The organism is Bacteroides sp. 11BF, from assembly GCF_019633765.1.
Classification (GTDB): domain Bacteria; phylum Bacteroidota; class Bacteroidia; order Bacteroidales; family Bacteroidaceae; genus Bacteroides; species Bacteroides hominis.
In genome coordinates this window covers 1-13,002 of the sequence record NZ_JAFKPJ010000005.1, presented here as the reverse complement: position 1 = coordinate 13,002, position 13,002 = coordinate 1, and the positions used below count along the sequence as shown (strand labels likewise).

General features: G+C 43.0%; 7 protein-coding genes. 1 reads left to right on the top strand and 6 read right to left on the bottom strand.

All coding sequences use genetic code 11. The features are described from left to right. Positions 1-11 precede the first annotated feature (11 nt). Complete coding sequence (locus JZY04_RS06490) at positions 12-1,391, bottom strand: sugar porter family MFS transporter (protein ID WP_005810153.1); 1,380 nt, start codon at positions 1,389-1,391, stop codon at positions 12-14. Between the two features lie 137 nt (positions 1,392-1,528). Between JZY04_RS06490 and JZY04_RS06485 the strand changes: the two genes are divergently transcribed. Further along, complete coding sequence (locus JZY04_RS06485; RefSeq protein WP_005810151.1) at positions 1,529-2,425, top strand: AraC family transcriptional regulator; 897 nt, start codon at positions 1,529-1,531, stop codon at positions 2,423-2,425. Between the two features lie 58 nt (positions 2,426-2,483). On the opposite strand, the gene JZY04_RS06480 is transcribed toward JZY04_RS06485, so the two are convergent. The 5 genes from JZY04_RS06480 to JZY04_RS06460 form a co-directional block, all read right to left on the bottom strand. Beyond that, positions 2,484-5,135, bottom strand: coding sequence for a glycoside hydrolase family 3 protein (locus JZY04_RS06480; protein ID WP_122141671.1), 2,652 nt, complete (start codon positions 5,133-5,135; stop codon positions 2,484-2,486). Between the two features lie 106 nt (positions 5,136-5,241). After that, positions 5,242-6,678, bottom strand: coding sequence for a PD40 domain-containing protein (locus tag JZY04_RS06475; protein ID WP_122141672.1), 1,437 nt, complete (start codon positions 6,676-6,678; stop codon positions 5,242-5,244). An 11-nt stretch (positions 6,679-6,689) separates the two neighbouring features. Then, complete coding sequence (locus JZY04_RS06470; protein ID WP_122141673.1) at positions 6,690-8,165, bottom strand: DUF6057 family protein; 1,476 nt, start codon at positions 8,163-8,165, stop codon at positions 6,690-6,692. Positions 8,166-8,240: 75 nt separating this feature from the next. Next, positions 8,241-9,878 carry a RagB/SusD family nutrient uptake outer membrane protein gene (locus JZY04_RS06465; protein ID WP_005810142.1) on the bottom strand — a complete coding sequence of 546 codons (1,638 nt, stop codon included), beginning with the start codon at positions 9,876-9,878 and terminating at the stop codon, positions 8,241-8,243. Positions 9,879-9,899: 21 nt separating this feature from the next. After that, a partial coding sequence (locus JZY04_RS06460) for a TonB-dependent receptor (RefSeq protein ID WP_220577421.1) occupies positions 9,900-13,002 on the bottom strand: 3,103 nt, incomplete at its 5' end.

Here is a 13,002-nt window from a genome sequence, read left to right as displayed (position 1 = left end):
TATTTTATGGATTATTTGATTAATTCTTTTTCTATTTCTTCCAGTGTTTTCCCTTTGGTTTCTGGCAGCTTCCGGCGTATGAACAGGAATCCGGCCAGACAGATGCCACCATACAGCCAGAAAGTACCTTCGGCACCTATACTTTCATTCAAAACGGGGAAGGTATAGGTCAGTACAAAGCAAGCTACCCAAAGGAAGAAGGTGGAGAGGGCCATGGCCATACCTCGTATTTTCACGGGGAAAATTTCGGATAAAACCACCCAGACTACCGGAGCGAGTGACATGGCATAGCAGGCAATGGCAAGCACTACCAGCAGGAGCATGGGCAGACCGCTTACATCCAGAAAGTAGCAAGTTCCCAGTGTCAGGTAAATCAGTGCCAATCCGGCAGAACCGATAAGCATCAGGGTGCGACGTCCCCATTTATCCACTGTATAGATGGCTACGAAGGTAAATATCACATTGGTGATTCCGGTCACTACAATGTTCATCAACACATCGGAAACGGCATAACCGGCCGATGAAAAGATTTCGTGTGCATAATTGAAGATTACATTGATGCCACACCATTGTTGGAATATAGCCAGGACGATGCCGATGATCAGCACTTTGCGCATTTCCGGGCGAAAGACAGCTTTCCATTCGTAATCTTGTTTTCCGTCTTGCCCCCGGGTTACTTGTGTCAGTTCTTCCAGGGTCTGCCGGGCATAGGTTTCTCCTCCGATGCGCATCAGTGTTTTCCGTGCTTTCTCCTGTTGATGGACAGTAGCCAGCCAGCGGGGACTTTCAGGGATGACGAATGATAATAGAAAGAAGATTCCTGCCGGAATCAGTTCTGCCCAGAACATCCATCGCCAGGCCCACTCTATACTGGTGTCACTCAGTACGTCGGAACCGTGTGTATAGTATTCTCCTATCTGCCAGTTTGCCAGTTGCGCCAGTAAAATGCCTAATACGATGGTAAGCTGGTTGAGTGATACGAATTTACCGCGTACATGGGCAGGGGAAACTTCTGCGATATAGACGGGGGAAACGTTGGATGCGATGCCGATACCCAGTCCTCCTACAATGCGATAGAAGATAAAATAGGAAAAACTATCGACTATTCCCGTACCTAAAGCTGAAAGCGCAAACAGGAAGGAGGCTATGATGAGCATCTTTTTACGTCCGTACTTGTCACTCCAGACACCCGATAGCAAAGCCCCTACCAAGCAGCCTATCAATGCGCTGCTCATGGCCCAGCCGCGTAGAACTGCTGAATTTTCAATTCCGAAGAAAGGTTCGTAGAAGATTTTAGCTCCACCGATGACAACCCAATCATAGCCGAACAACAGCCCGCCCATAGCTGAGACGATGCAGATTAGTAGTAAATAGCCTTGTGTCTGTTTCATGTTATTAAATGGTTTAAATGATTAATGCAAAGTAAGCGGGTTTAGAGGTGAAAATAAATAGAGAAACCAGCTAAAAAGATGGACTATCTTTCTTTTTTATATGTATATTTGTGACGTGAATCTATGAATCTGTTAGTATGGCAAAACAAAAAGACGGTTTTCTGGGCGAACAGGCATTGGTATTGCCTCCGGCCATTGTACAACGTATGAAGACAGAGCCTGCGACCTCTGTACTGTATATTACCGATATAGGCTATTATCCAAAGGCTTATAATCATTTTCGGGAACGGGATGCTCCGATTGACCAATATGTATTTATCTATTGTACGGAGGGTAGGGGGTGGTTCAGCCTGGATGGGCAGAAGCACCCAGTAGCTCCCAATCAATACTTCATACTTCCGGCAGGACTCCCTCATGCCTATGGCGCCGATGAAAAAGAACCATGGACAATTTATTGGATTCACTTCGGGGGAACACTGGCTTCACTCTATTGTACGCACCGAACTTGCCGGCTCACGGAAATAAAGCCGGGAATGCATTCGCGAATCAGTTACCGGACAGAATTGTTTGAGGAAATATTTCGGGTACTGAAAATGGGGTACAGTCTGGAGAATCTTTCGTATGCCAGTTCTGTATTTCATCATTATCTGGGTTCCTTACGTTATCTCAGGGAGTATCGGGAGGCTTTTTCAGAACACCGCCTGATGGGTGAGGAGGATCCCGTTAGTGCAGCCATTCATTATATGAAGGAGAATTTGGGTAAGAAGCTGACTTTAGCCGAGTTGGCAGATTATACAGGATATTCGCCTTCGTATTTCTCTAATTTATTTTTGAAACGTACGGGCTATGCACCATTGAGTTATTTCAATCAGATCAAGATTCAGAAAGCCTGTCAGTTTCTCGATTTTACGGATATGAAAGTGAATCAGGTATGCTATCGGGTAGGTATTGAAGATGCTTATTACTTTTCACGGCTGTTTAGCCAGATAATGGGTATGTCTCCCAGAGAATATAAGAAGGTGAAAAAAGGATAGAAGAGATCAGGCTGACGGGAAAAGCCGGTTATCGCTTTTCCCCGTCAACTGATAAAGATTATATCTTGATCTTTCCTGTCAGTTTGATGTCTCTGGAAGAGGCACCTACCAGGATTTCAAACTCTCCTTTCTCAAATACCCAACGGTTTTGTCGGGCATTGAAATACCGGAATGCGTCTTCATCCAGTTCGATCTCTACCTGTTTGCTTTCTCCTGCCTTCAGATATATCTTGTCAAAGCCTTTTAATTCTTTCTGTGGACGAGGCTCTTTAGACTGTATATCATGTACATAAAGTTGGGCAATTTCGTATCCGTCTTGCTGCCCGGTATTGGTTATGGTAAATGAAACTGTGACTTTCTTCTGTTTTTTATCTGTAATACGGATATTGAGGTCCGTATAATCAAAAGTGGTATACGAGAGTCCGAATCCAAATGGGAAAAGAGGTTCGATACCTTTTTCGTCGTATCCTCGGTAACCGGTGAAGATTCCTTCTGTATAATATACCTTCTTTTCTTTTCGGGTTTCATCATAGTGCCCGTATGCCGGCGAATCTTCCCATTTTTTTTCGATTGTGAACGGGAGTTTGGCTGACGGATTTACTTTGCCCGAAAGAATGTGGGCTAATGCGTGTCCACCCTCCTGCCCGGGATAGAGGGCATGTACTACAGCGGGTACCTGATTGATCCACCGGGTCATGTTTACTCCGCCTCCGGCATGAATAGCTACTATCAGTTTGGGGTTTACTTTAATCAATTCCTCGATTAGCAGGTCTTGTCCATAAGGCAAATCGAACGGTCGGTCGCGCCCCTCCAGTTCGATGCTTCCGTCCAATCCGGCACAGAACACCACGAGATCGGCTTTCTCGGCCAGTCGCTTTGCTTCAGAAAAGTCAATATCGCTTTGATAAGCATATCCCATCCGGATCTCTGCCGGGGTGCTGCGTTGGTTACAGAATTCCAGTTGAACGTGTTTGGTATCTCCTTTCCGTACTGAAACGGCAATATTGCGTACGTCGAACGATTGAGACCGGGAAGCGTCCAATGCCAATGTTCCGTCTATCCACAGGCGATACGCTCCCTGTGCATCGACAAAGAACCGGAGGCTGTCTGTCTTCTCGGCATCCACGTATCCTTCCCAACATATCCGGTAGTCACTTCCCAATTTGCTCTCGTTGAAAGGGTATCCCCACCATTCGTAATTTACTGTGCGGTCGATACGGCGAATGATCAGTCTGTTTTCATCTTTACCGTTTCCGGATGCTGTGTTGCCCGGTTGATTGCTGTTTACTGTTCTTCCGGCAGCTACTGCCTGTTGCTGGATCATTTTGTCGGAGAGTATAGCAGAACTGTCAGATGACAATGCATAATAACTGGCTTCCAGTCCGGGTTTGCCATCTTTGGTACGGAACTTACTGTTACGGAACAACCGGGGTTTGAACTGGTTGGATATTCCTTCGGTGTAATATACTGTTGCTGCCGGAAATTCCTGGCAGATACCCTCTAATGCTGAAACGACATACCAGGGGTGAACTTTAGAACTTCCACCTCCGCCATACACAATGCTGTTGACATTGTATATTCTGTCCGAAACAATTGCCGGATTGGCTGTAGGACCGATTACGGCAATTACTTTAGGTTGGCGGATGGGTAATGTGTTTTGTTCGTTCTTTAACAGGATGATACCTTCACAGGCGGCATTCAATGCCATTTGATTGGCTTGTGGGTTGAAAGTCGGGATATGGGTGTCTTGCTGAGGCCGATCAAAAAATCCCATTGAGATGCAGGCTCCGTAAATACGGCGTACTTTATCGTTGATCACTTCCTCTGTAACCTTTCCTTCTTTAATGAGTGGGAGAAGTTCTTTGCGGGTGAACCAGTCGTTGCTGCCCATTTCAAGATCCAAACCGTAGTTTGCAGCATTTTCGGCAGAGTAGGTACAAGCCCAGTCTGACATCAACATGCCTTTGAATCCCCAGTCCTTCTTCAAAATATCGATCAAATGTTTGTTTTCAGTGCAATATACTCCATTTACCAGGTTGTAACCTGTCATGACGGCTTTGACACCTGCTTTTTGTACGGCAGCTTTAAAAGGTGGAAGGTAAATTTCCTGCAGGGCGCGTTCGGATACTTCCGTACTGACTGTATAGCGGTCAAACTCCTGATCGTTGGCTGCGAAGTGTTTTATGGTGGCGATTACTCCTCCGTCTTGTACCGCTTTAATAAAAGGGACTACCATTTCGGATGTCAGGTAGGGATCTTCGCCGAAATACTCGAAATTACGGGCTCCTTTGGAAGCTCTGTAGTTGTTTACTCCCGGAGCTAAAAGAAAATGAATACCTCTCGCACGCCATTCCTGGGCATACATGGCTCCTGTCTTTTCTGCCAGATTTTTGTTCCATGAGGCAGCCAGAGAAAGTGCCGATGGAAATGCGGTGGCACGTCCGAACAATCCCCAGGAGGCAACGCCCAGCGGACCGTCAGCCAGTTTGAATGCCGGTATTCCCAATCGTTCGCACGGGTGCAGATAGAAATCGTTGTATCCGGCAAGCAAATCTATTTTCTCTTCAAGGGTCATACGTCCGATAAGGTCATTTACTCTTTCTTCGGTAGATAATGTCGTGTTTTGGAACGGATACTGGCTTTGAGCATGCAGATTGCAAGGTAAAAGCAATCCGATAGCCAAACTTAAGGTAAGGAAAATGTTTTTCATGTGTTTTCTTTGAATTAAATGTTTATTGAGTGATGTCGCAAAGTTCTAAAAAAGAGGGCTTACTGCAAAATGGAAAGCCCTCTCTTTCGGGGTAAAGTGTGTTAAATTAATGTATAGCTTTTATCAGTTCATTTCCGTTACTCACCGGTTCTTTAATCAGCTCCGGTAAATTATACGTTTTAGTAAACGTATCATAGAAACTCGGATCTTTCTGCGGCAATAAAAACGGTTTTCCCGCTTTTCCTGTTTCCGGATTGAAACTGGCGAAGAATGGTCGTGCCCAAAGTCCGTCCAGTCGTTTGCTGCTGAATACGAACCACTTTCCGGATGACGACCAGGTATGGAAACTTTCCACGTCATCACTGTTCACCTCGTTTAAAAGCCGTATCTCTCCGGTATCTGTCGTTAAAAGGCAAAGCTCGCTTTCCGGATGCCAGATAGAAAAGTTACCATAATCAGATAGAGTGAACATCAGGTATCTGCCATCCGGAGAAACTCTTGGAAAAGACACGCTCTTCCCCTGTTCCGAAGCTTTATATACACACTCCAAGTTCCCGAACTTACCTGATTCGGGATCGAATCCAATCCGGCATAGGTCATAACGAATACTGTCCAGCGGCATCTTTTCTTTATAAGCGTTTCCACGGCAGAAGTACAGCGTCTTCCCGTCCGGTGTCCAGTTCGGAAATGTCTCCATGTATTTATCCCCATAAATCAGGGAGTCCGTGAGGAACGTTTTCTTTTGTGTGTCATATACCATCAAGTCGGCGGCCAGGTCTGACACCTCGATGGGCTTCTGTCCCGATGAATGGAAGAATTGCTGTATCTCATTCATTGAGAATGCGATATATCTTCCTGAAGGATGCCAGGCCGCATAGGTTCCCCCATTCTTGGCCCCTTCCGGTTTTGTATTAACTTTTTCTACTTTTCCATTTTTTGATATCAGTGTTCCTCCCGATTTTCCACGTACATGTATCATCATGGTTTCGGGTGAGTTCCGGTTGAACGTATGGCAATTTATGCATTGTTTTTCAAATGCTTTATTCTCCGCTATGGGAGTTTCCTCATAATTAGTCAGGTTTCGTTGATAGATTCCCATCTCGTTCCAGAGTTCATATCCCGGGTAGAGTAGCCGGTAGGCGAGGTATGGATCTATCATTTCATTAGAAACGGTATCTGTAATATCTGCGAAGCGTGTCCATTTTCCATCTTTCAGGAGAGTGATTCGAATAAAGATTTCCTTTCCGGCTGCCTTTTGGAGAAGTTTTTTCCAGGCTTTGGATGGGATAATCACTTCCGGTTGCTTGCTGGTATATAGGATATCTGTCACTTTTTCTACACCAATTTCTGTTTGAAAAACATCAGCTTCTTCTTTGATAATGAAATTTGGCGGAGCAATATTAACCGGGAAGGTGACTCCTGTATAATCCGGGTATATACAGGGAATACTATCTGTATATAAGTCCGGCCTTTGACATTGCTCTGTGCAGGCTTGTAGTATCCAGGCAAGAGCCATCATAAAAAGAATATAGGTAGTTTTCATATCAGTGCAGATTAATTCTTAATGATTTTATCTCCATAGGGACTGATGAAGTTCAGATAGTACCAATAGGTGTTTCCAAACTCGGATTTCAACCTTTGCATTTCTCTGTTTTTATATAAGCCATAATATTGTTGGAATCGTTTTTCGGTTTGTTCGCTTACAGTGAAACCTGATTTTGAAAAAGTTTCTTCGCCTACTCCTAATTTATAGATATAGAGTGCCTCTTCGTAGGCGGGTGGCATTTGAGGATAATCGAAATTATGTATGAACTTCAGGTTATTCACAAAACGTATGACATTGTTGCTCAACAGTAAGTTACCCATCAGATATTCGAAAGCCATCCGGTTTGTTGAGTCTTGTTCGCACAGATATTGCAGTTCCGGTCCTATATTTATAACATTCGCGAATCGTACAGGTGTGTTGGAGGTCTTGCCGGGTGATACTTTCAACCCGGGAACATTTCCTGTCGGTAGCCATTTCTCCAATGCTTCGGCCTCTTTCTTGTAGAAAAGAGATTGTTTAAGCAGGTTGATAAACCTCTGTGCCACTTTGGGACGTTTATTGGCTATGTTATACCGTGCCAAGTTAATCAGGTGCGGAGCGGTCTCTCCCCAGACAACCATCGATTCGAATTCCCACCGTTGTGCCTCGTTGATATATCCCAGGTCTTCATAAATGAAATGTCCATATTCGCTTTCACGGCTGTCACTGTTCCATGGGAAGTACAGACTTTTGACTCCTAATTTTTGTGGATAATCGAATAGGTGGTAAGGTAGTTTTCCTGTGTGATATAAAGCCAGGTTGTGAAAATAGGAGATCAGTTGATTGGTTCTCCCTGAATTTATATATTTTTCTGTTTGTGTCAATGTGTTTTCCCAATTTCTCTCTTTTACGCTTTTCTCAGCCATCAACATGATGCGTTCCGGCATATTATATGATTGTACGAATATATAACATGCGGCAATGGCATATATGATTGTAGAAATTGTGGAAATTGCCATATTCTTTTTATTTCCATGAACATTAATCCATGGAATGCGGATGAAACATTTCCATTGTTTGGTTATGAAGAGATTAATTCCGGCAAGTAACAAAAGCCCCAAGAAAACTCCCACGACAGGTGTTAATGAATGATCTACAGGCATTGTATAAATGAAAAGACATATAGAGGGAATTAAGGATAATTGTAACAGGTCTGTTTGTCCTGTTATTTTTTTGAAAGAATAGTGCGTCAACAGATATATTCCCGCCAATATCCCGGATAATATAGCACTCCCCAATATGGGTATATAAAAGAATTGAACGATGAAATCATTCAGATATGCGATCAACCCTTCCGTATGAATTTGTTTGAAGAAGTATTCTTTAGAGAACAGGAACAAATGGTGTTGTTCGTGATAATAAATCACATGTGAAAGTACCCCTTGGTAACAAAGGAAATAGGTAATGAAAAGTAGTAAAAACAGTAGGTATGGTAACCGCTTCATAAGTATAGATGCAAGATAATAAGAGAAATGAGGGCACTCCCTGATTGGAATGCCCCCATTGTCTAAACACTATTATTAATAACCCGGATTCTGTGTCAGAGCAGGATTCAAGTCAATTTCGCTTTGCGGTACAGGGAACAAATAGTTATTGTCCGAGTATCTGCTTCCTACCAACTTAATCGGTTCTCCCTGATAAAGGATACACATTTTTCCACCATCTACTTTTTTGTCGGGATCATTCGGGTTGTCTACAATCTTATATTTCAATCCTTCGAATGGTGCATTCAATACGTCTTTGGCAATTCCCCAACGACGGATATCCCACATACGTTTTCCGCCTTCCAGACAAAATTCTACACGCCATTCGTTACGGATACGTTGACGGAGATCATCCTGAGTAGCACAATAAGTAGGCTTGCTGGCATCCGTATTCTGAAGTTCAGGCATACCTACACGACGTCTTACCTGGTTGACAGCATCAAATGCAGCCGGATCCAACCCCTTAAGTTCGTTCATGGCTTCAGCATAAGTTAAGAGTACTTCAGCATAACGGATATGTACCCAGTCCTTACCCATGTTCCAGCCATCAGACTGAGGATCTAAACTTGGGTCCAGCCATTTCTGACCATAATATCCGGTTTCTGTAGCATCATTATGTTGGTTGATGCCTGTGCTACCGCTTGAAGCCAAAGGAGCGACTTTTATTGTTACGCCATACATTTCCTCACCATCGTGCAAAATGTCTACCTCCAAACGTGGGTCACGGTTTTTGAATGGATCTGTTGAATCGTATATTTTAGATTTACTGATCGGAGCGCCTTCACTATCTTCGAATGCGTCCACCAGACTTTGAGTGGGGTTCATGCCACCCCAACCTTTTGTAGGGAAACATTCCCAACCCATCAGGTAGTGAGTTTTGTCCGGGTAGTTAAATTGGGTAACAAGTATGAATTCGTCACAACCATCGGCTTTTTCCCAGAAAAGTTCAGCATATTTGCCTGTATTGTCTTTATCATAAAGTTCATACAAGCCTAAATCCATTACATTTTTGGCTTCTTTGGCAGCTACATCCCAATTTCCGTAGTATAAAGCAGCTCTTGCTTTCATTGCCATAGCGGCTCCTTTAGTAATTCGTCCATAGTCAGAAGCAGGCCATTCTGTTGGAAGGGCAGCAATTGCTCTGTCAAAATCAGCCATGACTTTCTCATATACTTCTGCTCTTGGCATACGTGTGATTCCTTCCATGTCTTTTAAGTCCAGAGGTTTATCAATGTATGGAACGTCTCCGAATGAACGGATCAGATTAAAGTAAATATACGCTCTGAAGAAATATACCTGTCCGAGTGCTTTGGTTTTATCTGCTTCAGGATAATCAGGAATCTCATCTATTTTTGAAAGAATCAGGTTACACTGACGGACATTTGCATAATCACCGCTCCAACCTTGGTCTGCCGGGTCATAAATTCCTTTGGAAATATTACCTGCAGCCCATTTGATACCCATTGTGGCATTGTCTGAATTAATGTCGTTGTCTTGATCCCATGTAGACAGATAGCCATAGAGGTCTGAGACTACTTTGTTTGCGTCATCCGGCGTTTTCCAGAAGCTACCATCAGAAAGCTCTTCCTGAGGATAGCGATCCAGAAAGTCGCTACAAGAGCTGAACCCTACTATAAGGGCTGTTGCAAATATATATAAGTAATTCTTTTTCATATTTTTATAGTATTGAGGGATTTAGAATGAAACTTTTAGGCCTAATGAAACTTTCTTCACGTTGGTATATGACCATCCGCGTGTACTTGATTCTTCCGGGTCAATGTCTTCAAGACCACAGAATGTCAGTAAGTTTTCACCAGCTACATAGACTTTGATTCTGCTAACGCCAATTCTGTTCAGCCAACTCTTAGGCAGATTGTAGCCTAATGACACATTCTTCAAACGTACATAAGACGCGTCTTCCAACCAGAAAGAAGAAGTTACGAAGTTAGTTTGTGAATCTTTTGTGATACGAGGATAGCTGGCATTATGATTTTCCGGAGTCCATCGATCTAAGTGTTTTTTCAGCACTTTACCACCATTATAGAATGCGTATGAAGATTCGGCTTCACAGTATTTATCGACATCGAATGCACCTTGGAACAGAGCAGAGAAGTCGAAGTCTTTCCAATACAGGTTAATGCTTAAACCACCTGTCCAGCTCGGGAAGTTTTGACCGATCACTGTACGGTCATTCGCAGCATCAATTTTACCATCACCATTCAAATCAGCATATTTGATATCACCCAATTTTTCTGTTCCTGTACGTTTCGGTTCGTTGGCCAGTTCCTCTTCAGTATTGAAATAACCGATTGCTTTGTAACCATAGAATGAACCGATGGGATAACCTTCTAAACGCCATAATTTATTGTTGTCAGGATCTTCTCCTTCAGTACCTTCAAGGTTTGTGATACGGTTTTTTACATAAGCCAGATTTAAATTTACAGCATAGCTGAAATCTTTATTGATACGGTTATTGTGGAAAATGTTCAAATCGAAACCTGTATTTTCTACACTACCTGCATTCTGAACCGGTGCTGACATACCTAAAATGCCCTGTACCGGAAGTTTCAATAGCATGTCATCTGTTTTTTTCTTGTATACAGACAGTTCAAATCCAAGTTTATTATCTAAGAATCCTGCGTCTAATCCAACTTCGTAATTAGTAACTGTGGCCCACTGAAGTGCACTGTTTACATATCTCGCTTCATAGGCAGTTGTGTTCAATGTATTACCAAACATATAAGAACCATAAGCATAAGTCGCTACTGCAGGGTAGATATCGCTCAATTCTTCGTTACCGGTATGCCCCCAACCTAAACGTAACTTCAAGTTACTCATCCAGTTCAGATTGTCTTTAATAAAGTTTTCCTCTGAGATTCTCCATCCGGCAGAGAATGCAGGGAATACACCCCAACGATTATCTTTCGGGAAACGTGAAGAAGCATCTGCACGCAGATTCGCTTCAAATAAATATTTGTCAGCGTAATCGTATTGGATACGCCCAAAGTATGAACGACGGGCTAACTCCGTGCCACCATCAGAATTGGTTTGAGATGATTTATCCAGTGTATTCAATGACTCTGTTAGTTCATCGCTACCACCACCCTTACGTGTGGCTTCTGTATATTTATAAAGTTGTTCCCACTGCTCAAAGCCAAACAATGCACCGATAGTATGTTGCTTGAACGTTTTGTTATAGTTCACCAATAGCTGAGATGTATATTCGTTCCAGATATAATATTTATCGTATCCTTCTCTCAAACCGGAATCAGAAATATTTGATCCGGTACCATATGAATAATGTTTCTTGAAGTAATCGATGTTACGAATATCATTACGTACAGAGAATAATCCCTTAACGCTCAATTCCGGTAAAATGTGTACGGTTGCATGTAGGATAGCATTCAACTGCTGGTCCATCTGACGATAAAAACCGGTTCTTCCTAATTCTGCTACCGGATTGGCTTTTCCACTATAATTAAATGTACCATCTTCATTGTAAACCGGTAGTGTCGGGCTGTTACGGGTCACTTCACTCATCAGTGTAGCAAATCCGACAGCTCCATCTTCACGTGTTCCTCTATATCCGGATACATTCAGTCCGGCAGAAAACCATTTGCTGATTTCTGATTCAACGTTGATACGACCGGTGAAACGATTATAATCATTTTCGTTTGTTAAACCACCTTGATAGAGATAACCAACCGATGCACTGTAATTTGTTTTTTCAGAGCCACCATTGATTGAGAAATTGTGTTGTTGTTCAAATGCAAAATTTTTAAATGTCTCTTTATACCAGTCTGTATTGGGGTGTCCGATTGGATCAGTTCCATTCCGGAAAAGCTCGATATCTTCATCGCTATACGGAAGGGCGGCATTGGGATTTTCATTTTTTACAGCTTCATTGTACAGCATAGCATAGTCTGCCGAACCAAGGAAGTTTAGTTTTGTCGTAGGAGTTGCCCATGCTACACTACCCGAATAGGATACTTTGGCATCTTGTCCTTTCTTACCTTTTTTAGTTGTAATCAAGATTACACCGTTGGCAGCCTGTACACCGTAGATTGCGGCAGAAGCAGCATCTTTCAATACTGTCAAACTTTCGATATCCTGTGGGTCAATGGTATTCATACTACCCGGTACACCGTCTACGATGACTAACGGATTGGCCGCATTCACCGAGTTTTTACCACGTACGGTAATTGTTCCGGTTTGTAATCCCGGAGCACCGGAAGATTGGATAGCTGTTACACCCGGCATTGTTCCGGCCATTGCTGCAGAGACACTTGATACAGAACGAGATTCCAGTGCTTCAGCATTAATGGATGATACTGCACCTGTTAAATTTGCTTTTTTCTGTACGCCGTAACCTACTACAACTACCTCGTCAAGGGTCTTTGTATCTTCTTTCATGGTAACATTGTAAGAAGTAACACCTGGTTTCAACGATACTGTTTCAGGCATATAACCGATATAGGTAATTTGTAATTCGTTGCCGCCTACTGTCAGACTGAATTGTCCGTTAATATCTGTTATAGTACCATTAGAAGGAGCTCCTTTTTCTACTACTGATGCTCCAATGATGGCTTCACCCATTGCATCTTTTACAACTCCCGAAACTTTTCTCTGCTTTTGTTGCTGAGTTGTCTGTACGTCTTTTGTCGCTTCTTTCGTCGCAGATACTACGATCTGATTATCCACGATCTTATAAGTGTATCCCGAATTCTTGAATACTTCGTTCAGTACAGTTTCGATCGGGGCATCCGACACATTGATGGATACTTTCTTGTTCAGCTTT